Annotated in this window: 22 protein-coding genes; 10 read left to right on the top strand and 12 right to left on the bottom strand. The window is 72.7% G+C overall.

The genetic code is table 11. The features are described from left to right. Positions 1 to 28: 28 nt before the first annotated feature. Positions 29 to 1,363, bottom strand: coding sequence for an MFS transporter (locus ACFYQ6_RS17465; RefSeq protein ID WP_361578152.1), 1,335 nt, complete (start codon positions 1,361 to 1,363; stop codon positions 29 to 31). A 100-nt stretch (positions 1,364 to 1,463) separates the two neighbouring features. Next, complete coding sequence (locus ACFYQ6_RS17460; RefSeq protein ID WP_356736969.1) at positions 1,464 to 1,904, bottom strand: MarR family transcriptional regulator; 441 nt, start codon at positions 1,902 to 1,904, stop codon at positions 1,464 to 1,466. A 134-nt stretch (positions 1,905 to 2,038) separates the two neighbouring features. Between ACFYQ6_RS17460 and ACFYQ6_RS17455 the strand changes: the two genes are divergently transcribed. Next, entirely contained in the window at positions 2,039 to 2,254 is a 216-nt protein-coding gene (locus ACFYQ6_RS17455) for a hypothetical protein (RefSeq protein ID WP_361578155.1), read from the top strand. A 49-nt stretch (positions 2,255 to 2,303) separates the two neighbouring features. Here the strand turns inward: ACFYQ6_RS17455 and ACFYQ6_RS17450 are convergent, their stop codons facing one another. Further along, a complete protein-coding gene (locus tag ACFYQ6_RS17450) occupies positions 2,304 to 3,755 on the bottom strand; it encodes an NCS2 family permease (protein ID WP_361578158.1) in 1,452 nt (483 codons plus the stop codon). Positions 3,756 to 3,932: 177 nt separating this feature from the next. On the opposite strand from ACFYQ6_RS17450, the gene ACFYQ6_RS17445 reads away from it, so the two are divergent. Both ACFYQ6_RS17445 and ACFYQ6_RS17440 read left to right on the top strand, forming a co-directional pair. Further along, positions 3,933 to 4,220 (top strand): DUF2530 domain-containing protein, encoded by a 288-nt coding sequence (locus ACFYQ6_RS17445; RefSeq protein WP_388763651.1) that lies wholly within the window; start codon positions 3,933 to 3,935, stop codon positions 4,218 to 4,220. A 91-nt stretch (positions 4,221 to 4,311) separates the two neighbouring features. Then, complete coding sequence (locus ACFYQ6_RS17440) at positions 4,312 to 6,714, top strand: cation-translocating P-type ATPase (protein ID WP_388763649.1); 2,403 nt, start codon at positions 4,312 to 4,314, stop codon at positions 6,712 to 6,714. Between the two features lie 19 nt (positions 6,715 to 6,733). On the opposite strand, the gene ACFYQ6_RS17435 is transcribed toward ACFYQ6_RS17440, so the two are convergent. The 3 genes from ACFYQ6_RS17435 to ACFYQ6_RS17425 form a co-directional block, all read right to left on the bottom strand. Continuing rightward, positions 6,734 to 7,594, bottom strand: coding sequence for a calcium-binding protein (locus tag ACFYQ6_RS17435; RefSeq protein WP_361578167.1), 861 nt, complete (start codon positions 7,592 to 7,594; stop codon positions 6,734 to 6,736). A gap of 151 nt (positions 7,595 to 7,745) precedes the next feature. After that, on the bottom strand, positions 7,746 to 10,922 hold the full coding sequence (locus ACFYQ6_RS17430) for a sacsin N-terminal ATP-binding-like domain-containing protein (protein WP_361578170.1): 3,177 nt from the start codon (positions 10,920 to 10,922) through the stop codon (positions 7,746 to 7,748). A 147-nt stretch (positions 10,923 to 11,069) separates the two neighbouring features. Next, a complete protein-coding gene (locus tag ACFYQ6_RS17425; RefSeq protein ID WP_361578173.1) occupies positions 11,070 to 12,002 on the bottom strand; it encodes a DUF3027 domain-containing protein in 933 nt (310 codons plus the stop codon). 439 nt (positions 12,003 to 12,441) lie between these two features. Between ACFYQ6_RS17425 and ACFYQ6_RS17420 the strand changes: the two genes are divergently transcribed. Genes ACFYQ6_RS17420 through ACFYQ6_RS17405 form a run of 4 tightly spaced genes read left to right on the top strand, consistent with a single transcriptional unit; the run spans position 12,442 to position 15,989 of the window. After that, positions 12,442 to 13,863, top strand: a complete 1,422-nt coding sequence (locus ACFYQ6_RS17420) for an MFS transporter (RefSeq protein ID WP_361578176.1) — start codon at positions 12,442 to 12,444, stop codon at positions 13,861 to 13,863. Between the two features lie 27 nt (positions 13,864 to 13,890). Next, the gene (locus tag ACFYQ6_RS17415; RefSeq protein WP_361578179.1) at positions 13,891 to 14,373 is read left to right on the top strand and encodes a DUF2771 domain-containing protein; all 483 of its coding nucleotides are present in this window, start codon (positions 13,891 to 13,893) and stop codon (positions 14,371 to 14,373) included. A gap of 25 nt (positions 14,374 to 14,398) precedes the next feature. Then, a complete protein-coding gene (locus ACFYQ6_RS17410; RefSeq protein ID WP_388763645.1) occupies positions 14,399 to 15,112 on the top strand; it encodes a futalosine hydrolase in 714 nt (237 codons plus the stop codon). After that, entirely contained in the window at positions 15,084 to 15,989 is a 906-nt protein-coding gene (locus tag ACFYQ6_RS17405) for a 1,4-dihydroxy-6-naphthoate synthase (RefSeq protein WP_361578185.1), read from the top strand. Before ACFYQ6_RS17410 ends, ACFYQ6_RS17405 begins: the two co-directional genes overlap by 29 nt. 42 nt (positions 15,990 to 16,031) lie before the next feature. Here the strand turns inward: ACFYQ6_RS17405 and ACFYQ6_RS17400 are convergent, their stop codons facing one another. Next, the gene (locus tag ACFYQ6_RS17400) at positions 16,032 to 16,415 is read right to left on the bottom strand and encodes a cold-shock protein (RefSeq protein WP_145804395.1); all 384 of its coding nucleotides are present in this window, start codon (positions 16,413 to 16,415) and stop codon (positions 16,032 to 16,034) included. 165 nt (positions 16,416 to 16,580) lie between these two features. On the opposite strand from ACFYQ6_RS17400, the gene ACFYQ6_RS17395 reads away from it, so the two are divergent. Continuing rightward, positions 16,581 to 16,817 (top strand): hypothetical protein, encoded by a 237-nt coding sequence (locus ACFYQ6_RS17395; RefSeq protein WP_356736945.1) that lies wholly within the window; start codon positions 16,581 to 16,583, stop codon positions 16,815 to 16,817. Between the two features lie 152 nt (positions 16,818 to 16,969). Here ACFYQ6_RS17395 and ACFYQ6_RS17390 read toward each other — a convergent pair whose 3' ends face one another. Further along, the gene (locus ACFYQ6_RS17390; RefSeq protein ID WP_361578190.1) at positions 16,970 to 17,587 is read right to left on the bottom strand and encodes an HAD hydrolase-like protein; all 618 of its coding nucleotides are present in this window, start codon (positions 17,585 to 17,587) and stop codon (positions 16,970 to 16,972) included. A gap of 114 nt (positions 17,588 to 17,701) precedes the next feature. Here ACFYQ6_RS17390 and ACFYQ6_RS17385 point away from each other — a divergent pair, with 114 nt between their 5' ends. After that, entirely contained in the window at positions 17,702 to 18,277 is a 576-nt protein-coding gene (locus ACFYQ6_RS17385; protein WP_388763642.1) for a hypothetical protein, read from the top strand. A gap of 144 nt (positions 18,278 to 18,421) precedes the next feature. Here the strand turns inward: ACFYQ6_RS17385 and ACFYQ6_RS17380 are convergent, their stop codons facing one another. Genes ACFYQ6_RS17380 through ACFYQ6_RS17370 form a run of 3 tightly spaced genes read right to left on the bottom strand, consistent with a single transcriptional unit; the run spans position 18,422 to position 20,750 of the window. Next, positions 18,422 to 18,979, bottom strand: a complete 558-nt coding sequence (locus ACFYQ6_RS17380) for a TetR family transcriptional regulator (protein WP_361578196.1) — start codon at positions 18,977 to 18,979, stop codon at positions 18,422 to 18,424. Between the two features lie 7 nt (positions 18,980 to 18,986). Continuing rightward, positions 18,987 to 19,568, bottom strand: coding sequence for a sugar O-acetyltransferase (locus tag ACFYQ6_RS17375; protein ID WP_388763640.1), 582 nt, complete (start codon positions 19,566 to 19,568; stop codon positions 18,987 to 18,989). 45 nt (positions 19,569 to 19,613) lie between these two features. Continuing rightward, entirely contained in the window at positions 19,614 to 20,750 is a 1,137-nt protein-coding gene (locus ACFYQ6_RS17370) for a hypothetical protein (RefSeq protein ID WP_361578202.1), read from the bottom strand. A 64-nt stretch (positions 20,751 to 20,814) separates the two neighbouring features. Between ACFYQ6_RS17370 and ACFYQ6_RS17365 the strand changes: the two genes are divergently transcribed. After that, positions 20,815 to 23,280 (top strand): helicase-associated domain-containing protein, encoded by a 2,466-nt coding sequence (locus tag ACFYQ6_RS17365; RefSeq protein WP_388763638.1) that lies wholly within the window; start codon positions 20,815 to 20,817, stop codon positions 23,278 to 23,280. A gap of 19 nt (positions 23,281 to 23,299) precedes the next feature. On the opposite strand, the gene ACFYQ6_RS17360 is transcribed toward ACFYQ6_RS17365, so the two are convergent. Further along, a complete protein-coding gene (locus ACFYQ6_RS17360; protein ID WP_388763636.1) occupies positions 23,300 to 24,130 on the bottom strand; it encodes a hypothetical protein in 831 nt (276 codons plus the stop codon). Between the last annotated feature and the right edge of the window lie 52 nt (positions 24,131 to 24,182).

The following is a 24,182-nucleotide window of genomic DNA, read 5'->3' as shown; positions in this document are numbered from 1 at the left end:
TGGAGGGCAGTAGCGGGACGGGCGGCGCTCAGGCAGCTGTCGCCAGCTGCTCACGCGGGACGAACCGCACGTGCGGACGGCCCGGGCGCAGGTCGACCTTGAGGCGCAGGCCGCCGACGCGGGTCAGCATGAAGCCGACGCCGAGCGCGGCCACCATCGAGATGGCACCGCCGGCCGCCATGCCGGTCCTGGCACCGTAGACGTCGCTGATCCAGCCGACGATCGGGGCGCCCACCGGGGTGCCCCCGGCGAAGACCATCATGTAGAGGCTCATCACCCGGCCCCGCATCTCCGGGTCCGAGGCCATCTGGACACTCGTGTTGGCGCTGATGTTGGTCGTCAGGCCGATCATGCCGATCGGGACGAGCAGCAGCGAGAAGAGCCAGACGGACGGGGACAGCGACGCGGCGATCTCCAGGGCACCGAACAGCGTGCCCGCGGCGACCAGCATCCGCAGCCGTGAGGAACGGCGGCGGGCGGCGAGCAGGGCTCCGGCCAGGGAGCCGGCCGCCATGAGGATGTTGAAGAACGAGTACATCCCGGCGCCGCCGTGGTAGATCTCGTCCGCGAAGGCGGTCAGCCAGATCGGGAAGTTGAATCCGAAGGTGCCGACGAAGCCGACCAGGACTATCGGCCAGATCAGCTCGGGTCTGCCCGACACGTATCGCAGCCCTTCGCGCAGCTGGCCCTTGGCGCGCTTCACGGTGACGGACGCGTGGAGCTCGTCCGTACGCATCATGAGCAGGCCCACCAGCGGGGCGATGAACGACAGCCCGTTGAGCATGAAGGCCCAGCCGCTGCCGACCGTCGTGATCAGGACACCCGCGACGGCGGGGCCGATGAGCCGGGCGGACTGGAAGTTCGCGGAGTTCAGGCTGACCGCGTTGCGCAGCTGCCCGGGGCCGACCATCTCGGAGACGAACGACTGGCGCGCCGGGTTGTCGACGACGGTGACCATGCCGAGCAGGAACGCGATCAGGTAGACGTGCCAGACCTGGACGACGCCGGAGAGGGTCAGGGCGGCGAGTGCGATGCCGCACAGGCCGAGGGCTGCCTGGCTGATGAGCAGCAGACGCCGCTTCGGGAGCCGGTCGGCTATGACGCCGCCGTACAGGCCGAAGAGCAGCATCGGGAGGAACTGGAGGGCCGTGGTGATACCGACGGCGGCGGCGGACCCGGTGAGGCTCAGGACGAGCCAGTCCTGCGTGATGCGGGACATCCAGGTACCGGTGTTGGAGATCACGGCGCCCGTGGCGAACAGGCGGTAGTTGCGGATCTTCAGCGACGAGAAGGTCCCGCCGGTCTTGCTCTCGTGGGTGGAAGTCGGTGCGGGGGCGGAGTCTGCTCCGGATCCCGTACTCAAAAGGGTTCGCCTCCTCCGGCGTATACGGCGTTCGGACTGACGGGGACGTGACTGCGGGCGCCGCGAGCCCGGACTACGGGCCCGCGTGCGCCCCGCGGGGTCAGAGGTGGGCGAGCTTCTCCAGCACGGGCGCGGCGGCCCGCAGCTTCTCCCACTCGTCCTCGTCCAGGCCCTCGGCGAGGTTGGCCAGCCAGGCGTTCCGCTTGGAGCGGGACTCGGCGAGCATGGCTTCCGCCTGCTCGGTCCTGCTGACCCTCTTCTGCCGACGGTCATCGGGGTGCGGTTCCAGTCTGACCAGCCCCTTCGCCTCCAGCAGCGCGACGATGCGGGTCATCGACGGAGGCTGCACGTGCTCCTTGCGGGCCAGCTCACCGGGAGTGGCCGAGCCGCAACGGGCGAGAGTCCCGAGCACCGACATCTCGGTGGGGCTCAGCGACTCGTCGACGCGCTGGTGCTTCAGCCGCCGGCCCAGCAGCATCACGGCGGAGCGGAGGGAGCTCACGGCGGCGGCACTGTCACCGTCGTGGATCAGGTCAGGCATGTTCCTTAGCGTAACTCATTAGCTATGCTAAATACCACTCGATGGTACACGCGCGAGAAACTGATCACCCGAACGAGTGAGCATGGGGCGGAAAGAGCCACAAGAAGGCCATGTGTGCCGCGACCCTGCTTGGCATGGGATCGACAGTGCTCAGCCTGCGCATAGACGGTGAGCTGCTCGACCGGCTCCGCCGGCACGCCGCCAGACGCGGCATGACCGTCCAGGACTACGTGGTCCGGACGCTCGTCCGCGACGATTTCGACGAGCGTTTCCACGCCGCCGTCGACGAGACGGAAAAGTTCTACGGGGCGGGCCCCCGTCACGCGGACCCGGCCGACCGGGTCACATGACGGAGATCCGCCCCGTAGGGGTGTGGGCTCCGCGCGTACGCGTACGCGCTTACGTGAGGCCGAGCGCCGGCATCGCGTAGTAGAAGACGAAGACCGCGGACACCACGTACATGGCCATGGGGACCTCCTTGCCGCGACCGGCCACCAGGCGCATCAGGCTGAAGGCGATGCAGCCGATGCCGATGCCGTTGGTGATCGAGTACGTGAGCGGCATCATCAGCATCGCGAGGAAGGCCGGGATGGCGAGCGTGTAGTCGCTCCAGTCCACGTCCCGCACGTTGCCCGCGAGGATCAGGAAACCGACCGCGATCAGAGCCGGGGTGGCCGCCTGCGAGGGGACCATCGTCGCCAGCGGCGTCAGGAACAGCGCCACCGTGAAGAGCAGCCCGCTCACCACGCTCGCAAGCCCCGTACGGGCGCCCTCACCGACGCCCGCGGTGGACTCCACGAAGCAGGTCGAGGCGGAGGAGGAGCTCGCGCCACCCGCGGCGACGGCGACACCGTCGATGAGCAGGACCTTGTTGATGCCCGGGAAGTTGCCGTCCTTGTCCATCAGCTTGGCCTCGTCGCCGACTCCGAGGATGGTGCCCATCGCGTCGAAGAAGCAGGACAGCAGCACGGTGAAGACGAAGAGGACGCCGGTCAGGTAGCCGACCTTGCCGAAGCCGCCGAAGAGGCTGACCTCACCGATCAGCCCGAAGTCGGGCGAGGAGACGGGGTTGCCCGGCCACTCCGGGACGGTCAGGCCCCAGGCGCCCGCGGGCAGGTCCGCGATCGCGTCGATGGCCACCGCGACGATCGTCATGGCGACGATGGAGAGCAGGATAGCGCCCGGCACCTTGCGGACGATCAGCCCGAGGGTCAGCAGCGTGCCGAGGATGAAGACCAGGACGGGCCAGCCGTTGAGGTGGCCGTCGCTGCCGAGCTGGAGCGGCACGGTGGTGTGCGCGGCGTCCGGGATGCGCGAGACGAAGCCGGAGTCCACCAGGCCGACGAGCAGCACGAAGAGGCCGATGCCCATCGCGATGCCCTTGCGGAGCGAGCGCGGCACGGCGTTCATCACGCGCTCACGGAGCCCGGTCGCGACCAGCAGCATGACGACGATGCCCGCGAGGACCACCATGCCCATCGCGTCCGCCCAGCTCATCCGGGGGGCGAGCTGGAGGGCGACGACGGTGTTGACGCCGAGACCGGCGGCGAGCGCGATCGGCACGTTGCCGATGACGCCCATCAGGAGCGTGGAGAACGCCGCCGTGAGCACCGTGGCCGTGACGAGCTGCCCGCCGTCGAGCTGATGCCCGTACATGTCCTTGGCGCTGCCGAGGATGATCGGGTTCAGGACGATGATGTACGCCATCGCGAAGAACGTGGCGAACCCGCCGCGGACCTCCCGGGCGACCGTCGACCCCCGCTCGGAGATCTTGAAGTAGCGATCGAGGAATCCGTGCGGCGGCTGCGGCATCGGAGGCTGATCGACCGTGGCGGTGGCCGAGGAGGACATGTATGACCTTCAGTCGTGCATCGGGGGGATGAAACCAGACAGGCTTTGGATGTTCACACGAATAAATCGAGTCACCCGTAAGCAGATTCAGTATGAATACATAAGTGGAAGATCGCTATCTCCGCGCGTAGACCCTTGCGCCGACTGGCCCGCACCACCCCCGGCTAGACTGGCCGCATGGAGAAGTGGACACCGAAGCACGAGGCACCCGAGCCCCTGGAGGGTCCCGTCGTCGCCACCATCACCGGCGGCACGATCCTCTGGTTCGTCCTCTTCCTCGTCCAGGTGCCCTTCTACGGCTGGTTCGACGACCGCGGCCACGCCTGGTGGATCTGGGCCTGCCTGGCCGGTGCCGGGCTCGGCCTGATCGGTATCTGGTACGTCCGGGGGCGCGACGCCGCTATCAAGCGGGCCGCGGCACAGGCCGATGCCGGGAGCGGCACTCCGGGGACCGCGCACTCCTGACGCACAACCCCCTAGGGCCTCGCTCCTCCCCAGGTCGGAACTTCCGGCCTCCGGCGGGTGAATCGTTCCTTCCGCCCGTACGGTCGGAATCATGACGCAGCGGGCACTCGACTCCTTCGGCGAGCAGCCGGACCCCCTCCGGTCCCCGCCCGCGCCACCGGGCGGGCTGAGCACCTCCGAGGTGGCCGAACGGGTCGCGCGGGGGGAGGTCAACGACGTACCGGTCCGTTCGTCCCGCTCCGTCACCGAGATCATCCGGGCGAACGTCCTCACCCGGTTCAACCTGATCATCGGCGTGCTCTGGGCGATCATGCTGTTCGTCGCGCCGATCCAGGACAGCCTGTTCGGCTTCGTGATCGTCGCCAACACCGGGATCGGCATCGTCCAGGAGTGGCGCGCCAAGAAGACCCTGGACAGCCTCGCGGTGATCGGCGAGGCGAAACCGACGGTGCGGCGCGACGGGGTCTCCGCCGAGGTCTCCGTCTCCCAGATCGTCCTCGGTGACCTGATCGAGCTGGGCCCCGGGGACAAGGCCGTCGTCGACGGCACGGTCTCCGAGGCCGACAGCCTGGAGATCGACGAGTCGCTCCTGACCGGCGAGGCCGACCCCGTCGTCAAGCGGCCCGGCGACCCCGTGATGTCCGGCAGCTTCGTCGTCGCGGGCGGCGGGTCCTTCACCGCCACCAAGGTCGGGCGCGAGGCGTACGCCGCCCAGCTCGCCGAGGAGGCGTCCCGCTTCACCCTCGTCCAGTCCGAGCTGCGCAGCGGCATCAGCACGATCCTGAAGTACGTGACCTGGATGATGGTGCCGACGGCGATCGGGCTCATCATCAGCCAGCTGGTCGTGAAGGACAACAACTTCAAGGACTCGGTCGCCCGGACCGTCGGCGGCATCGTCCCGATGATCCCCGAGGGGCTGGTGCTGCTCACCTCGGTCGCCTTCGCGATCGGCGTCATCCGGCTCGGCCGCAAGCAGTGCCTGGTGCAGGAGCTGCCCGCCATCGAGGGCCTGGCCCGGGTGGACGTCGTCTGCCTGGACAAGACCGGCACCCTCACCGAGGGCGGGATGGACGTCACCGAGGTCCGCCCGCTCAACGGCTCCGACGAGGGTTACGTCCGGCGTGTCCTGGGTGCGCTCGGCGCCTCCGACCCCCGGCCCAACGCCAGCCTCCAGGCCATCATCGACGCGCACCCGGACGGCGAGGGCTGGGCCGTCACGCAGACCCTGCCGTTCTCCTCGGCCCGCAAGTACAGCGGCGCCGCCTTCACCGAGGGCGACGGCCGCTCCTCCGCGTGGCTGCTGGGCGCCCCCGACGTGCTGCTGGCCTCCGACGACCCGGCCCTCGCCGAGACCGGTCAGCTCAACCAGCAGGGGCTGCGGGTACTACTCCTGGCCCGGGCGGTGGACGCGCTGGACGCCCCGGACGCCGCCTCCGGCGCCGAGCCCACCGCGCTCGTGGTCCTGGAGCAGCGGCTGCGGCCGGATGCCGGGGAGACGCTGGCCTACTTCGGCGACCAGAACGTCGCCGCGAAGGTCATCTCGGGCGACAACGCCGTCTCGGTCGGCGCGGTGGCCCAGAAGCTGGGGATGCCGGGCGCGGAGCACGCGCTGGACGCCCGCCGGCTGCCCGAAGACCGCGACGACATGGCCTCGCAGATCGAGCGGAACGCGGTGTTCGGCCGGGTCACCCCACAGCAGAAGCGGGACATGGTCGCGGCACTCCAGTCACGGGGGCACACCGTCGCGATGACCGGCGACGGCGTCAACGACGTGCTCGCACTGAAGGACGCCGACATCGGGGTGTCCATGGGCTCGGGCTCGGAGGCGACCCGCGCGGTGGCCCAGATCGTGCTGCTGAACAACAGCTTCGCGACGCTGCCCTCGGTCGTCGCCGAGGGCCGCCGGGTCATCGGCAACATCACCCGGGTCGCCACCCTGTTCCTGACCAAGACCGTCTACTCGGTGCTGCTGGCGATCCTGGTGGTGTGCTTCCAGGTGGAGTACCCGTTCCTGCCGCGCCACCTCACGCTGCTGTCCACGCTGACGATCGGTGTCCCGGCGTTCTTCCTGGCGCTCGCCCCCAACAAGGAGCGGGCCCAGCCGCACTTCGTGCGCCGTGTCATGCGGTACGCGATCCCGTCCGGGGTCATCGCGGCGGCGGCCACGTTCACGACGTATCTGGTGGCCCGGCACCACTACGCCGGTACGGGCGCACTGGACGCGGAGACGAGCGCGGCGACCCTCACGCTCTTCCTGGTCTCCATGTGGGTCCTGGCGATCATCGCCAGGCCGTACACGTGGTGGCGGATCGCCCTGGTGGCGACGATGGGCCTGTGCTTCCTGGTCGTCCTCGCGGTGCCCTGGCTCCAGGACTTCTTCGCGCTGAAGCTGGTGGGCTCGGTGATGCCGTGGGCGGCGGTGGGGATCTCGGTGGTCGCGGCGGCCGTCCTGGAACTGACCTGGCGTGCGGTCGGCCGCCGCTTCCGTTCGTGAATCCCCCGTGCCGGACCGGCTACTTCACGTCGACGAAGTCACCCGCGGTCGTGACGGCCGGGGTGGTCGACGTACCGGCGAAGCTGTAGCGCCAGTAGCCGTCCACCGAGGCCTTGACCGTGGTCTTCAGCGCACCGGTGCTGTTCGAGTTGATGGTCTTGGTGGTGGTGTAGGTGCTGCTGGTCTTCTTGCGGAACTGCAGCTTGACGGGCTGCACGGTGTAGCCCTTGTAGGTGCCGGTCTCCCAGTTGGCACGCGACAGCTTGCCGGTGGCCGTGATGGTCCCGCCCTTCTTGACGGGCTCCGGGGCGGCGTTGACGGTCAGCTTGGAGAGGCGCTGGACGCGGGCCGTGGTCTGGTAGTCGTTCCACGCGAAGTCGCTCTCGTCACCGGCGAGCGCGCCCGCGGTGACGTGCCAGGTGCCGGCCAGCGCGTTCTTGTACAGGTCGTAGCCGGGGAGGATCGTGATCGTCATCTTGCAGGTCGCGGTCGTGGCGCTGGAGTTCGTGCAGGTGGCCGCGTCCTCGTTCGGGAGCAGCACCCCGTCGAGCTCGGTTGCCGTGCCGTGCCACAGGTCGATGTAGCCGTCGGCGATGCCGGACGGGTGCGAGGCGGTGACGGAGACGGTGATCTTCTTCGCGGCGGTGGTGCCGACCACGATGTCCTTGCCGCCGTTGATGACGACCTTGGAGATCACGGGCGTCGTCACCGCCGCGCGGGCGGACTGGCGGGGGGCCTTGGCCCCGGTGCCGAAGGCCTCGGCGGCGGTGGGCTTGTCCAGGTTCGGAACCACCTGGTCACCCGCCTGCGCTGCCGGTACGGCAAGAGCGGACAGGGCCAGGGCGCCGGAAACAGCGGCGACTGTGGCACGAATACGCATGAGGTCCCCTGTGGAGCAGGGGACCTGCCGGGGTGTGGTCCTCCCGGCAGGTCCCGTCTGGTCGTCGAGTCTGATGACTCGCACGTTCAGACGGTGTTCAGATGTGAATGGTTGTGCCCGTGGGACGACCTTTCTGTGAAGATCACATGATTCAGTCGAACCAGCGGTCCCGGGCCAGTTCCTCGGTGCGGGACGGGTCCTCCAGGAGGGCCGCCACCTCGAAGCGGCGGGGCCACTGACCGGCCGCCCAGGCGAGACCGGCCGCCACACCCTCCACGGTGGACGCGTGGACCACACCGTCCGGGGTGCGGCGCCAGTCCAGCTCGACACCTCCCGCGCGCAGCTCCTCGTGCTCGACATAGCTGTCGGGCGTCCCGACTCCGAGCAGGATGCGCACGGACTCCGGCACCTGGTGCTCCTCGCCCGCCGTCGTCACCCCGGCCTCGACGCTCTCGCCGAGCCGTCGCACCTGGAACAGGTCCGCCAGCTCGGCCGCGCGCGCCGGTGCCACCGGAAGCAGCGGGAGCCCGCCGGTCAGCGGCAGCAGGTCGGGGGCGTCGGCGATCACGGCGTCGGCCGCGTCGACCACTCGCACCTCGTCGTCCACGACGGCCCGCAACTCGTCCGGCAGCGTGACCTGTTCGGGGTCGAGCTCGGCGAGCGCCGTGTAGAGGGAGTGCAGTTGTACGGGGCCGACGGGACGCTCCTCGTCCGCGAGCCGGCCCAGCAGCTCGGCCGCGCCGCCCGGCTCGTCCAGGAGCGCCGCCACCGAGGTCCGCACGCCGAGCGCGCGCAGCACCTGCGCGTCGTCGAAGCCCGTCGCGTCGGCCGGGTCGTACAGCCCCGCGAGGCGCGGGTCGCCGCCCGCCGCGCGCAGACCGGCAGGGCGGCGGCCGTCCAGGACGGGATGGTCGCGCAGCCACCAGGCGGTGTACGGGCGCACCGACTGCGTGGTGCCGTCCGGCAGCAGCACCCGCACCGGCTGGGTCAGCGCGTCGCGCAGCGGGGGGCGGGCGAGCATCGCGAGGGCCTGCGGCCACGCCTCGTCGTCGACGAGGTCCAGATCGCGTACGGCGACGAGCTCCGTGGCGACCGGCGGCACCGGGGTGTCGGGGAGCTGGTCGAGGATGTCCTCGCACCACACGTCGACGGCGTCGAGCAGCCCGGCGTCGTCCGGTTCGGCGAAGTCGCCGTCGCGCGGCTCCAGTTCGTCGGGATCCAGGACGACGTCCGTGGCGCGTACGAGGGCGAAGGTCGCCAGCACCCCGCAGGCTGTCAGGGGCTGTTCGCCCCAGCGCTCGGCCAGTTCCGCGTCGCACAGGGCGAGTTCACCCTCGCGCATCACCTGGGCGAACGGGCTTCCCGGCAGCACGAGTTCGCCGGCGGGCGCGGCCTCGCCGTCCTCGTCGGGCAGGGCGAGGGCGCCCAGCCAGGGCTCGTCGCCCGGCTCCAGGTCCGCGTCCCGCACGAGCGTGAGGACGGTGTCGGCGAGCTCGTCGCCGTCCAGGCCGTCCTCGTCCCAGATCTCCCCCGCGTCCAGCGACCCGGCGACGGCGGCCCGCACCTGCGGGGTCGTCAGGACCGCGCGCGGGGTCGCGGGCAGGGCGCCCAGCTTCTCCAGCAGCGGATGGGCGGCGTCCGGGTGGGCGACCTTCAGCCCCAGCCGGGCCAGGCGCGCGAGCACCGGGGCCGTCAGCGCGTCCGGCATGGGCAGGAGGACCTGGCGGGGGCCGATGGTGGTGCGGGGCGGTGCGTCCGCGGGACCCGCGAGGGGCACGGGCAGGCCGGAGAGCCGGTCGGGGTCGACGCCGGCCAGGCTGTCGTACAGCCGGTGCCACCAGTCCGGGTCGCGCTCCAGCCCGGCCAGCCGGTCGATGGCCTCGGTCAGCGGGACCCGGGCGACGCCGAGCGTGCGCAGTTCGGCACGGCGCTCCAGTCCCGCGGGCAGCAGACAGGGCAGGACCTCGGCGAGGACGCGCACGGTTTCCGCGCCCACGCCCTCGACCACCTCGGCCTCGACGGGACGCAGCGCGGTCGTGCTGTGCCCGGAGGTGGCGGGGTCGTCCCACTCGTCCCACTCGCCCGCGGTCTCGGCGGGGTCCCTGGGGGCGGCGGGCTCCAGGAACGCCACCCGTGGCAGCCGCTCCAGGATCGCGGCCCGCAGCGCGCCGTCGAGCCGTCCCTTGCCCAGCACACCGGGCACCAGCCCGATCGTGGCCACGGAGACGGGCTCCCACTCCGCGAGCAGTCCGGCGTACGCCTCGGCCGCCCGCTCCACCAGGAAGTCGGTCAGCGGTCCCGGAGCGGGATGCCGGCGGGTGGTGTCCAGCGGCAGCGAGGCGATCAGCAGCGCGGGGACGCCCAGCGGCTCGTCGGTGGGGGTCGGCGCGTGCACCACGGGCGCCGTACGCGGCTGCTGGGGCGCTCCGGCCTCGTCCACCGGCACGGCCCAGGTGACCGACCAGTGGGGACGCAGCCGCTCCTCCACGGGCCGGTCCGCCAGGAGTCCGGGCTCGACGGGGCCGTCCGCCGCGGCGGTGCGCCAGCGGTGGAGGCCGTGCGCCGAGTCGTCGATGTGGGTGTACGGACCGTGCTGCGAGCGGGTCAACGTCCTTACGCCGCCCGGGGTTTCGATCACGACCTCGTCGAGCCCGGACAGCGTGAGCAGCAGCGCGTCGTCCACACCGTCGAGCAGCCTGCCGACGAGATCCTCGGCGACCCCGTCGCGGAGCGGCAGGACGACGACCGTGTCGTAGCCGTCGGGTGCGGTGCCCTCGGCCGGCAGCGGAAGCCTCAGCAGCGGTACGTGGCCGTCGCGGCGGCGCAGCTCGTCGCCTAGACCGGGGCTGCCGACGGCCGCCTGCCGCGCGAGGTCCCGGGCCTCGGCGAGGGACCAGCGGACTCCTCCGTGACGGCCGATGACGGCGGGCTCGTCGCTCACGGCCAGCACGGCGGCGAAGCCGACGCCGAAGCGGCCGACGGACGACTCGTGGCCCTCACGCTTGGCGGAGGCCCGCAGCGTGCTCAGCGATTCGACACCCGTCGCGTCGAGCGGGGCCCCGGTGTTGGCGGCGGCGAGCACCGCCGGACCGCCGGAGTCCGCGTGCAGGGTGAGGCGGAGGCGCCCCGGGACGCCGGCCCGGGCCGCGGCGTCGGCCGCGTTCTGCGCCAGCTCGACGACGAGGCGGTCGCGGTAGCCGCCCAGGACCAGGTCCTCCTCGGCGTTGGCGTCCTCGCGGAAGCGTGCGGGACCCGCGCCCCAGGCGTCGAGCACGCCGCGCCGCAGCCGCGCCGTCCCGAACGGATCGGCCCCCTCGGTCGCATTCATGCCCACGCTCGTACTCCGCTCTTCCGGTGACCCGTGACGCCCAGTGTGCGCCCGAAGGTACCGCGAGCGGAAAGCCGCCGTTGCCGCCCCTGGTCGGGCCGGGGAGCGGCTCCACCCGGGCCGCCCCCGGGCGGCCGGGCGGGAGCGTCAGGAGTGGCCCAGGTCCTCCGTCAGCCCGTCCGGCTGGGACGGGACCGAACCGGAGTCGTCCGAGGGGCGCAGGGGGTAGTCGTCCACCTGCATCGTGTCCAGGGCGTGCGGCAGCGGTTTCGGCGGCTTCGGCATGACCGCCGCCTCGGAGTGACCCCCGCACCCGTAGGAGAGGGAGACCACACGGCCGTCCGCCGGCGCGAACTCGTTCGCGCAGACCCCGAAGGCCTGCTTCAGCGATCCGGCCATCGGCACGAGGAAGGCGCAGGTCACACACGAGGCAGGGGCCGCCTGCGCCATGGGGGTCTTCGCGCCGAACTCCTCGTCCCAGCGGTCCGCGGCCACCCGCAGCCCGTAGCGGGACAGTACCCGGGCACGGCGCGTGCCGAGCTCCTCGGCGACCGAGGCGATCGAGCCGCGGCTCGTCCCGGGCAGCGTGGTCAGCTCCGCGTCCTCCGCGTCGGCGAGGGCGGCCAGCTCCTGCGACACCTCGGAGACGGCGGAGTTCGGCAGGGGCTCGTCCTCGCCGGTCCAGCCCGGCTCCAGGCGCGGGTCCTCCGCCTCGGTGGGCAGGAGGTCGCCGGGGCCCATGTCGCCGGGCCTCAGCCGCTCGCTCCAGGGCACCCACTCCGGGGCGAGGAGCGCGTCGGGCCCGGGGAGCAGCACCGTTTCGTCAAGGGTGACGTTCTTGGCGCGGGACGCCCTGGCGACGGTCACCGCCCAGCGCCAGCCCCGGTAGCCGGGCTCCTTGGACTCGAAGTAGTGCGTGACGACCCGGTCCCCTTCGGAGACCAGGGCCACGTGTTCACCGACCACCCCGGGCGCGGCAGCTTCCTCCGCCGCCGCGCGGGCGAGCTCTACCGCCTCGGCGCACAGACGGTCGGGGGCGGGGGTACGGGCCGTACGGCTTCGCGTCGTCGCAGCACTCACAGGTCTCGCTTCTCTCCATACGCCGTCTCACGAGCGCGCCAGCGGCTCCATCGATGTCCGATTTCGGCCAAGACGGATGTGAGCGGAGCGGACCTGGGGGCCGCGTCGACGTCCACACCCGTAGTGCCTGCCTCGGGCGCGCCTTCTGCCACCCATTCTGCGGGATCGCGGAGAGGCGCGCGGCCAAGAACAACCGCCGGTGGCGCGTGAGTGCACGCTACCCTCTCCGCCGCCCGACGCCCACCTGCCCGTCCCAAACAGGACCGTAACTGGGTCGGAAAGGGGCGGATCCAAGGCCGGAACGGCTCGGATTCACGACGGAACCCTGTCGCATCCAAGCCATTTCCGGACCGATGACGACTCACCCGACGGAGCGTCGGCCGCCGCGTCCCGCCCGATCTTGGGTTCGTGACGGCAGGGGGTGGGGCACTATGACCCCGTGGCCACCGCCAGGTCGTCCGACGGATCCGGCCCGCTCCGCAGGGCGGGCCGGGCGATGGGCCGTGCCCTGCGCGCTCCGTTCACGGGGACCGCCCGGGGGATCCGCAAGGCGACCCACGCCCATGGCGCGGGCGAGTCCGGTCTCGGCAAGCTCATCGAGCTGCACGCGGTGAACGGCGCGGGTGACGTCATGATCACTGTGGCGCTCGCCTCCACGGTCTTCTTCTCCGTACCCACCGACGAGGCGCGCGGGCGCGTCGCCCTCTACCTGGCCATCACGATGGCCCCCTTCACCCTGCTCGCCCCGGTGGTGGGCCCACTCCTGGACCGGCTGCCGCACGGGCGGCGAGCCGCGATGGCGGGCGCGATGTTCGCTCGCGCGGTACTCGCGATCACGATGTCGTCCGCGGTGGCCACGGGCGGCCTGGAGCTCTATCCGGCCGCCCTGGCGGTCCTGGTCTGCTCGAAGGCGTACGGGGTCGTGCGCAGCGCCGTCGTGCCCCGTCTCCTGCCACCCCGCTTCTCCCTGGTGAAGGCCAATTCCCGGGTCACCCTGGCGGGGCTGCTGGCGACCGGCATCGCGGCGCCGATCGGTGCGGGGCTGCAGACCATCGGTTCCCCCTGGCCGCTCTACGGCGCCTGCGCGATCTTCCTCGGCGGGACCGTCCTCGCCTTCACCCTGCCGCACAAGGTCGACTCCGCGAAGGGTGAGCGCAAGGCGCGCCTGGTCCTGCCGCACGAGGAGGCGGCCCGTCCGCCCGCCCCCGCCGTCCGCAAGGGGGAACGGAGCGGCAGCACCAGGAAGAACGGACGGGAGAAGCCGCCCGGACTGCGTTCGGTCGGCCCCTCCGTCCTGCACGGCCTCCAGGCCAACGCCTCGCACCGGGCGCTCTCCGGGTTCCTGATCTTCTTCCTGGCCTTCCTGCTGCGGGAGCACCCGCTCGCGGGCCAGAGCGCCGCCGTCTCCCTCGGCATCGTGGGCGTCGCGGCGGGCACGGGGAACGCCTGCGGTACGGCGGTGGGCTCATGGCTCAGGGCGCGCGGCCCCGAGGTGATCGTCGCGACGGTGCTGGGCCTCGCCCTGGCGGCGGCCGTACTGGCGGCGGTGTTCTTCAGCACGGTGATGGTCGCCGCCCTGGCCGGGGTCGCCGGCTTCACCCAGGCCCTCTCGAAGCTGTCGCTGGACGCGATGATCCAGCGGGACGTGCCGGAGGAGGTGCGCACCTCGGCCTTCGCCCGGTCGGAGACGCTGCTCCAGATGTCCTGGGTGGTGGGCGGCGCGATCGGCATCGCGCTCCCCCTCAACGGAGTACTGGGCATGTCCGTCGCCGCCGGCATCCTCGCCCTCGGCGCCGGGGCCTCCGTACGGGGCCTCCTGGGGGCCGCGCGGCGCGGCACACCGCACCCCCGCGTGGCGTGAGCGGCACCGACCGATAACCTTCGGCGCATGACCGTTGCGTTCTTCTCCGGTAAGGGCCGTCGAATCGGCGTCGCTCTCGGTGCCGTGTCCGCGGGACTCCTTGTCCTGTCCGCCTGCGACAAGCCGACGCCGCTCGCCACCGTGACGGTCGGCGACACCTCGGTGAGCACCGAGGCCGCCTGCTACAACGACGGCAACGCCCTCAAGGAGTCCGAGATCCAGGGCTGCCTCAACAAGAAGGCGGAGAAGTCCGTCAAGGTCGCGATGGACGACAAGGTCCGCTTCGGCGTCGACCCCGAGGTCGCGGAGAAGGGCTGGACGCTCTTCATCAACGGCCAGCAGGCCGAGCAGGAGCCGTACAAGAAGACCTACCGCTCGATCCCGGGCAGCGCCTTCTTCGCGAGCCAGACCGGCGAGACCACGGCGGACAAGACGCAGGTCAGCATCGTCGAGACCAAGGGCCAGAAGCTCACGGGCATCTGGCACTTCCAGCTCAAGAAGACCTCCTGACCCCCTGACCGCGAGGACCACCGCTGTGCGGGTGCTTGTCGTGACCGCTGTCCCGGCCGAACGGGACGCGGTCACGCGTGCGTTCGGGGGTGAGCCGGAGGTCCGTGAGGTGCCCGGTGCCCAGCTGCACTGCGCCGGTCCGTTCGACGTCGTCGCGGGTGGTGCCGGCCCGGCCGCGGCGGCGGCCGTGACCGCCTTCGCCCTCGCGGCCGCCTCCGAGCCGTACGCACTCGTCGTCTCGGCCGGGATCGGCGGCGGCTTCCCGCCCGCCTCACCCGTCGGCTCCCTCGTCGTGGCGACGGGCATCGTCGCCGCCGACCTGGGCGCCGAGACTCCGGACGGCTTCGTGCCCGTCACGGGTCTCGGCTTCGGCAGGGACACCTTCCTGCCGCCCGAATCCCTCGTACGGGACGTGGCGGCGGCCACCGGCGCCGTGCCGGGCCCCGTCCTCACCGTCTCCACCGCCACGGGCAGTGCCGCGCGCACCGCCGAGCTGCTGGCCGCCCACCCCGGCGCCGCGGCCGAGGCCATGGAGGGCTTCGGCGTGGCGGAGGCCGCCGCCGGGCTCGGGGTGCCGGCCCTGGAGCTCCGGGCCGTCTCGAACACCGTGGGGCCGCGCGACCGCGCGGCGTGGCGGATCGGGGACGCCCTGGCCGCGCTCACCGAGGCGTTCGGGAAGATCGCACCTGTAGTGGAAAGTTGGAACCGGCATGACCGACACGACCGACACCGTGACTGACACCGCGGCCGGATCCGCCGAAGCGGCCCGTCCGGCCCTGCGGATCGCCTTCTCGCCGTGCCCGAACGACACCTTCGTCTTCGACGCCTGGGCACACGGAAGGGTCCCCGGCGCACCGGCGCTCGACGTCACCTTCGCCGACATCGACCTCACCAACGGCATGGCCGAGCGCGGCGAGTTCGACGTGCTGAAGGTGTCGTACGCCGTCCTGCCCTGGGTGCTGGAGGAGTACGCGCTGCTGCCCTGCGGCGGCGCGCTGGGGCGCGGCTGCGGGCCGCTCGTCCTCACCAGGGAGCCGGGCACGGACCTGACCGGGAAGACCGTCGCGGTGCCGAGCGAGCGCTCCACCGCGTATCTGCTCTTCCGGCTCTGGGCGGCCGAGGTCGTCCCGGGCGGCGTCGGCGAGATCGTCGTGATGCCCTTCGACGAGATCATGCCCGCGGTGCGTGACGGCCGGGTGGACGCGGGGCTCGTGATCCACGAGGCCCGCTTCACGTACCGGAACTACGGACTGCACAGCCTCGCGGACATGGGCGAGCACTGGGAGACGACCACCGGCCTGCCGATCCCGCTGGGCGCGATCATCGCCAAGCGCTCGCTGGGCGAGGAGACGCTGAAGCTGCTCGCGGAGTCGGTCCGTACGTCGGTGCGGATGGCCTGGGACGACCCGGAGCGCTCACGGCCGTACGTCCTGGAGCACGCCCAGGAGATGGATCCGTCCGTGGCCGACCAGCACATCGGGCTGTACGTGAACGAATTCACCGCGGACCTCGGTGAGCACGGTTACGCGGCGATCCGCGGTCTGCTGACCCGCGCGGCGGCCGAGGGGCTCGTCCCCCCGCTGGCCCCCGACGCGCTGTCCTTCACCGCCGGCTGACCCTTCGGGCCCGCCCGGCGGGGCGGGCCCGGGCGGCGTGGCTCAGACGTCGAGCTGGTCGGCGACGGCCCTGAGCAGGCCCGCGATCTTGGCGCCCGCGGCCTTGTCGGGGTAGCGGCCGCGCTCCAGCATCGGCGTGATGTTCTCCAGCACGGTCGTCAGGTCCTGCACGATCGAGGCCAGCTCGTCCGGCCTGCGCCGCTGCGCGGCGGCGACGGACGGGGTGGGGTCGAGGATCACCACGGAGAGCGCCTGGTCACCGCGCTGGCCGGCGACCACACCGAACTCGACGCGCTGGCCGGGCTTGAGGGCGTCGACGCCTGCCGGGAGCACCGAGGAGTGGACGAAGACGTCGGCGCCGTCGTCGCGCGAAAGAAAGCCGAAGCCTTTTTCCGGATTGAACCATTTGACCTTACCCGTGGGCACGTCTGTCCTCGTCCTCGTACTCGTCGGTGCGCGGGAGAGCCGCCATACGGCTCCGGATAGCAGTACAGCGGGTCACCGACCCGCCAGGTCCCAGGCTAATGGCCCGGAGGCCGGACACAAGACGTCGCCGAACGGTTCCGCCGAGCTGGGAACTACCCTGGCCGGGTGAGTACTACTCCTTCAGGCGCAGGCGACCGGCTCGTACAGGTCGGCGCGATCGTCTTCTTCGTCGGCGCGGTCGCCACTCTGGTCACCGTGGCCCCGCTGTTCCTGGGCACCGAGCCGTTCCCGTCCGTCGCGTACGCGGTGTGCATGCTGATGGGCGTGGGCTTCCTGATCGCCGCCGCGGGGGTGGTCCGCTCGGTGTGGAAGAACTCCCCGAAGCGCGCCGCCGCGCGGTAGCCGCCCGCCCCGGCCGCGGTCGCGCCGGGGCGCCCGTGCCGGCCTCCGCCGTCGCGCTGCCGGGCAGGGCCCGACAATGGCGCGAATCCGCTGCTCGGAGCGGTCCGCGCCGCCCGTACCCCCCGAGGGCGGCGGCACGGCATCGCACCCTGTCAGGCTCCCGTGTGGCTCCGCAGCCAGGCGGGGAACGCGGTGAGGTCCGGCAGGATCACCTCGGCTCCGGCCGCCCGCAGCTCCTCCTCGCCGCACGGGCCGGTGACGACGCCGACCGACAGGGCGTTCGCGGCGTGTGCACCCCGCACGTCCCCGGTGTGGTCGCCGACGTAGATTCCCGCGCCGTATTCGAGGAGTGCCTCCGCCTTGCCCTCGGCCCAGAGCCCGCCGATCAGCACGTCCGCCCCGATGCCGAGGTGCGCCAGGTGGAGCTTGGCGTTCGGCTCGTACTTCGCGGTGACGACCATCGCCCGGCCGCCGAGCGCCTGGACGGCCTCGACCGCCTCCCGGGCGCCGGGAAGCGCGGTCGTCGGCGTGATGGCCTCGTCCGGATAGAGCGCGCGGTAGCGGTCGCAGGCCTCCGCGATCGCGTCGGCGGGGAACCAGTTGGCCATCTCCTCCTCCAGCGGCGGGCCGAGCCGGCTGACGACCAGGTCGGTGTCGATGTACACACCCGTCTCGGAGGCCAGCGTCTCGTAGGCGGCCTTGATGCCGGGCCGGGAGTCGATGAGCGTCATGTCCAGGTCGAAACCGACCGTCAGGGTGTGTGAAGGCATGGAACCATTGTGCCGACTGCCCCGGCGGGGCTGACCTGGCCGCCCCCGCAGGGCGGGCTCACCGTCCTCCGCCCCCGCCGGACGGCTCCGCCGCCCCCGACCGAGGACCGACCGTTGACCCCGTACTCCCTGGCGTTCTACGTCGATGCCGTGCGCACCGGCACCGTGCTCGGCCTGCGTCCTTCCGACTCCCCCGGCCGGGTCGCCGACGTGATGGGGACGGACTTCGCGGAGAACCGGGCCGGGAAGAGGGCGATGTTCCGTGACTACGGGCTGGCGGAGTTCCACTGGCAGCGGGCCGCGGCCGGTGACCCCTGGTCCGGGCACCACTTCAGCCTCCAGGTGCACCGGCTCGTCCACGGCGACCGCACCGCCCCGGGCGAGGTGCTCGGGGCCCGGTACGGGAGGTTCGCGCCCCGGCTGCCCTTCGAGAAGCTGCGACGCCTTCTGGACAGGCGCGGGGTGCCGCTGGTGGAGATCCCGGAGCCCGCGGCGAACGCACCGCGGTTCCGGACGTTCTGGCAGCCCGGTTCACTCACGGCCGTCCACTTCATCGGGGCCCGGGACCCTCACCGCGCCCCGGGAGAGCTGCGGGTCGGCGACGTCTACCGGATCGAGGCGCCGGTGACGGCCCAGCAGGTGGCGTGGCGCGAGGAGCGCGCCCGGGGACGCGGCACGGGGGGCAGGTGAAGGGCCCCGCGTACCGTGACCGGCCCACCGGGTGACTCTCCGGCGGAGCGGGAGGGCGGAACCCGTGGGGTCCGGGGTCAGGTCCGGACCCCACGGGCAGTCGGGGGCGGCGCCGGATCAGGTGCGGGCGCCGGCTCGGGTGCGTCAGGTGCCGGGCTCGGCCACCGTGGTCATCCTCCGTACCGCCAGCCGCGTCAGCTCGCGGTCCTGCGGCTCGGTTTCGAGTGACCGGTGCAGGGAGAGCCCTTCGATCAGCGCGTCCAGCTGACGGGCGGTGTCCGGGTCGAAGTGCTGCTCCAGCAGGCGGCGGCTGCGGTTCATCCAGGCGTGGGTGAGCTCGCGGTACTCGTCGCGCCGCGCGGCCAGCGTGTAGAGCTCCTGCGTGAGGACCAGCTCGCGGCGCGGCCCCTCGGAGAGCAGGTGGATGAGCTCGACGACCGCTTCCCGGGCCTCCTCGGGCGTGCCCGCGCGGCCCAGGTGCAGCTCGAACACGGCAACGATCTGGTCGGCGAACCGGGTGAAGGCCTCCCGCAGCAGATCGTCCATACCGCCGAAGTGGTACGTCATCGACCCCAGCGGCACATCCGCGCGCAGGGCGATCTTGCGGTGGGAGACGCCGGCGACGCCCTCGTCCGCGATGTGGTCCAGGGTGGCGGCGAGGATGCGCTCGCGGCGCTGTGGATCCGTGCGCCCGGTGGCCATGGTGCCCTCAGATCTCGCGCAGGACGCGGGCGGGGTTGCCCACGGCGACGACGTTCGCCGGGATGTCCTTGGTGACCACGGCGCCGGCTCCGATCACGGAGTTGTCACCGATGGTCACTCCGGGGCAGACGATGACGCCCCCGCCGAGCCAGACGTTGTCGCCGATGGTGATGGGGAGGGCCGCCTCCAGCTTGTCCCGCCGGGGGTCCGGCTCCACCGGGTGGGTGGGCGTGAGGAGCTGGACGTTGGGGCCGATCTGGCAGTCCTCGCCGATCGTGATCCGGGCGACGTCCAGCGCGGTGAGGTGGTAGTTGACGAAGGTACGGGCGCCGATGGCGATGTTGCTGCCGTAGTCGACGAACAGCGGCGGGCGCAGGTCGACGCCCTCGCCGACCGAGTCGAGCAGCTCGGCCAGGACCGTCCGGGCCCGGTCGGTGTCCTCGGTGTACGTGGCCTGGTAGCGGGCCGTGAGCTGCATCGCCCGCTGCTGCTGCCGGGCGATCTCCGGGTCGTCGGCGATGTAGAGGTCACCCGCGCGCATGCGCTCCAGGTTGGTACGCGGATCCTGGGCGAAGTAGTCCGTCGTCATGCGTACGATCGTACACCTGGAATGTACGAACGTACACTCTCGCGTTCACCCGGCCAGCCGCCGCGAGCGCCACACCAGGTAGAGCGCCGAGGCCACCGCGGCCACCCGCACCACCACCGGCCAGACCTCCGTCATCGCGTCGCCCATCGCGTCCGCGGCCAGGGGCGCACCCCAGCGGCCCTCCATACGGCCCCACAGCCAGACGAAGGCCCCGGCCACCACGACGCCCGGCAGGCCCATGGCCACCCACTTCGCCTCGGCGCGCGAGAACCTGCGCGAGCTGTAGGCGAGCAGCCAGCCGCCCGCGAGCGCCAGCCACGATCCGAACACCGCACCGGCCACCAGCAGCGCGGCGGCCAGCAGCAGCAGCGGGTTCGACAGCCGCACCCTCCCGGCACCCTCGGCGCCCTCGGCCGCTGCGGGCCCGGGACGGCGCAGCCGGAGCTTCCGCCGGGGCCTCTCTTTCGCGCCGTCCCCGCCCCCCGGCCGCGCGGGCGCCGCCTCCTTCGCCTCGGGAGCTCCGGGCCCGTCGCCCTCCTCCTCCGCCGGGACGCGCGGCCCGGGGGGCCTGCGCGCGGCCGGCATCCCGAACAGCTCCGGGCTCTCCAGCCCGCCCACGAACCCCGGCACGGCCGTGCCGGGGTTCGCCACGCCCTGTCCGCCCTCGCCTCCGAAGGGGCCCGGCTCGATCCGCCACCACTCGGGCTCACCCCCGGACGGCGCCTGGTCCAGCCCCGCCATGTGCGGCGCCGCCGCGGACGGCCAGTCGACGGCACGCTCCTCACCCGGCGACTCCGGCTCCGCGTCGACGGCCTCCGGCGACGCGCCCTTGCGTGACGCGTCCTTGCGCAGCAGTCCCCGCCGCGCCCGGGGAACCGCGCCCGGGGCCGTGCCTTCGGTCCGGGCCCTTCCGGCGCCCGCCCTCGGCGACGGCAGCGGCACCGTGCCGTCGCCCGATTCGGCTGCCGCGGCGACGAGTTCGTCCGGGGCGCCGAGTCTGCCGAGGATGCGCCGGACCACCGCGGGAGAGTCCGAACCGTCCGTGCCGCGCTGCCGGTCGATCTCGCCCCGCACGGTCGCCACGAGCCTCATCCGGGCTCCTGATGACAGCTGTTGCTGCTGGGCCAGGTCACCGACCCGGCTGAGATAGTCGAAGACAAGCTGGTCGCTCTCGATCCCCACGCGATGGTTCTCCCTCTACCCGCCCTGCTCCGACGGTAGCGCTCCAGGGGCTACCGTGGGACGGATGGGGACGACCACACCACCGCGCACGCTCGCCGAGGCTCTGCGCGCCCGGGGCGACGAATCGCTGGCGGGGCTCCTGCGTGCCCGCCCCGACCTGCTCAGCCCCGTACCGAACGACATCACGCAACTGGCGACGCGCGCCGGTACGCGCGCCTCCGTGGTGCGCGCGCTGGAGCACCTCGACCGCTTCGCCCTGCAGACCGCGGAGGCGCTGGCCGTGGCGCCGGACCCGGCTCCGTACGACACGCTGCTCGCGCTCCTCACCGGTGACGGACAGGACGACGGCGACGCGCGCGACGACGCGGGTGCCGCCGTCACCGCCGCGCTGCCCGGAGCCCTGACGACCCTGCGCGAACAGGCCCTCGTCTGGGGCGAGGACACCCGGCTGCACCTCGTGCGCACGGCGCGCGAGCTGCTGGCCCCCTCGCCGCAGCACCCCTCCCCCACCGGCCTCGGCCCGACCGTCGCCGAGGCCACGGCCGGCATGTCCCCGGGCCGGCTCCAGGAGATCCTGGCCGCGGCGGGGCTCCACGCCACCCACGACCCGGTGTCCGCCGTCGCCGCGCTGGCCGGGCTCTTCACCGACCGGACCCGGATGGCCGAGCTGCTGGACACCGCGCCGGTGGAGGCGCTGTCCGTGCTCGACCGGCTGGTGTGGGGGCCGCCGTACGGCGAGGTCACCCCCAATCCCGCTCCGCCGGTGCAATGGCTGCGCGACCGCGGGCTGTTGCTGCCCGTGTCGACGCGCACGGTCGTCCTGCCGCGTGAGGCCGCGCTGCATCTGCGGGCCGGCCGCGCCCACCGGGTGCCGGAGCCCTTCCCGCCGGAGCTGGTGGCGGCGGCCGAGCGCGATCCACAGGCTGTGGACAGAGCCGCGGCGGGCCAGGCGTTCATGGCGCTGTCCACCGTCGAGGAACTCCTGAAGCTCTGGAACAACGGCGGGCCCGCCATCCTCAGGGCGGGCGGCCTGAGCGTGCGCGAGCTGAAGCGGACCGCGAGTTCGCTCGACGTGTCCGAGCCCGTCGCCGCCTTCTGGATCGAACTCGCCTACGCGGCGGGCCTGCTGGCGTCCGACGGCGAGACCGACGAGCGCTATGCGCCGACGCCCGCGTCCGACGAGTGGCTCGACCTCCCCGCCCAGGACCGCTGGACCCACCTGACCACCGCCTGGCTCGCCGCCACCCGCACCGCGGGACTGATCGGCGGGCAGGACTCCAAGGGCCGGGCCCTGTCGGCGCTGGGCCCGGACCTGGACCGTTCGGCCGCGCCCGAGGTGCGGCACCGCGTACTGGCCCTGTTCGCCTCACTCCTGCCCGGTACGGCACCCGATCCGCAGACCCTGCTGGCCAGGCTCCGCTGGGAGAGGCCGCTGCGCACGTCCCGGCCCGGCGAGGCTCCCCCGCCGGGCGAGGCCTCGGACCTGCGCTCGCGGCTCGCGCTGTGGACGGTCAACGAGGCGGAACTCCTCGGCGTCACCGGCCGCGGCGCCCTGTCCTCCCAGGCCCGCGCGCTGCTCGACGAGGGCCCCGGGGAGGCCGCCGCCCGGCTCGCCCCGCTCATCCCCGAGCCGCTGGACCACGTGCTGCTCCAGGCAGACCTGACGGCCGTCGCGCCCGGCCCGCTGGAACGCCCGCTCGCCGACACGCTCTCCGTGCTCGCCGACATCGAGTCCAAGGGCGGGGCGACGGTCTACCGCTTCACCCCCGGCTCCGTGCGCCGCGCGCTCGACGCCGGGCAGGCCGCGACCGACCTGCACGCCTTCCTCGCCACGCACAGCCGCACACCGGTTCCGCAGCCGCTGAGCTACCTCATCGACGACGTCGCCAGACGCCACGGCCATCTACGGATCGGCGCCGCCTCGGCCTACGTACGCTGCGACGACGAAGCCGTGCTCAACGAGATCCTGGCCGACAAGCGCTCGGCCACCCTGCGGCTGCGGCGGCTCGCGCCGACCGTCCTGGCCGCCCAGAGCGACCCGGGCTCGCTGCTCGAAGGGCTGCGCGAGATGGGCTACGCCCCGGCCGCCGAGTCCGCCGAGGGCGATGTCCTGATCACCCGTGCGGGCGCCCACCGCACCCCGCCCCGGACACCTCCGGCCCCCGTACCCGAGGGCCCGCCGGTCCCGGACGCGACCCTGCTCTCCGCCGCCGTACGGGCCATCAGGGCCGGCGACACCGCCGCCACCGTGGTCCACAAGGACGCCCCGGCGGCCACCGCGGGAGGCGCTCTGCCCCGCACCACCCCCGCAGAGACCCTGGCCACGGTGCAGGCCGCCGCGATGACCGGATCGGCGGTCTGGATCGGCTACGTCAACGCCGACGGTGCGGCCAGCCAGCGCGTGATCGCCCCGGTCAAGGTCGAGGGCGGCTTCGTCACGGCGTACGACCACACCGCCGACGAGGTCCGCACGTATCCGCTGCACCGGATCACGGGCGTCGCGGAGCTCGCCGACGAGGAGCCGGCCTGACGCGGCCGGCCCCGAGGGGTCAGGCCGTCTCCATGTCCCGGAAGCGCTCGTAGGCCTCCGTACCGGTGGCGCCCTTGTTCCACGCGACGGACAAGGTGTTCCCGGTCTGTTCGAGGTTGCCGACGCGGTCCTTGTCCTCGACCCGCACACCGTCCTGCTCGCAGAGCAGCGCCACCTCCAGGAAGTCGCCGCTCTCGTCCTCCTGCCACCGGCCCTCGCACTCCAGGCCCTTGCCGTCGCTGAGGATCGCGTTGATCCGCGCCGGCTCGTCGAGGTACTCCTCGCCCAGCGCGAGCATCATCGCGGAGTCGGTGGCCCGCCACACGGCCTGGAGGCCGGTCCCGGTGGCCGAGGGCGCGGCGGAGACCGAGGGGGACTCGTCGGGCGTCTCCCCGCCCTCCTCGGTCCCGTCCGTCCCGCCCGGCTCGGGCGAGACCGCACTCGGACTCACCTTCGCCACCGGTGCCTCGGCGTCCTCACCGTCACCGGTGCCGACCGCGAACCACACCGCGCCGCCGATCAGCACGAGCGCCACAGCGGCGGCGGCGCCCACGATCAGCCCGGTGCGCCGCTTCCTCGGAGCCTGCGGGGGCATCCCCGGGCCCGGCGGAAACGTTCCCGGGGCCTGCGGAGGCACCCCCGGGCCCTGCGGAGGCGTTCCGGGAGCCTGCGGAGGCGGGTAGGTGCCGTACTGCGGGGACGGGGGCTGCTGGGCGGTGTAGGGGTTGTCCGCCACGGGCTGCCCGCCGTGCGGATTGCCGAGCCCTGTCCCCGGCTGCCCGTACGGCGGCTGGGCGGGCGGCCGGGCGCCGTACGGCTGCTGCGGCGGCCAGGGCGGCGGCTGTGACATGGAGTTCCTCCCCCGGGCCGGCGACCTGCCGGCGCGGCCTCCTGTTCTACCA

Source organism: Streptomyces sp. NPDC005494 (genome assembly GCF_042872025.1).
Lineage (GTDB): Bacteria > Actinomycetota > Actinomycetes > Streptomycetales > Streptomycetaceae > Streptomyces.
The sequence above is the reverse complement of the archived record's forward strand: the minus strand, read 5'-3'. Positions and strand labels throughout refer to the sequence as shown.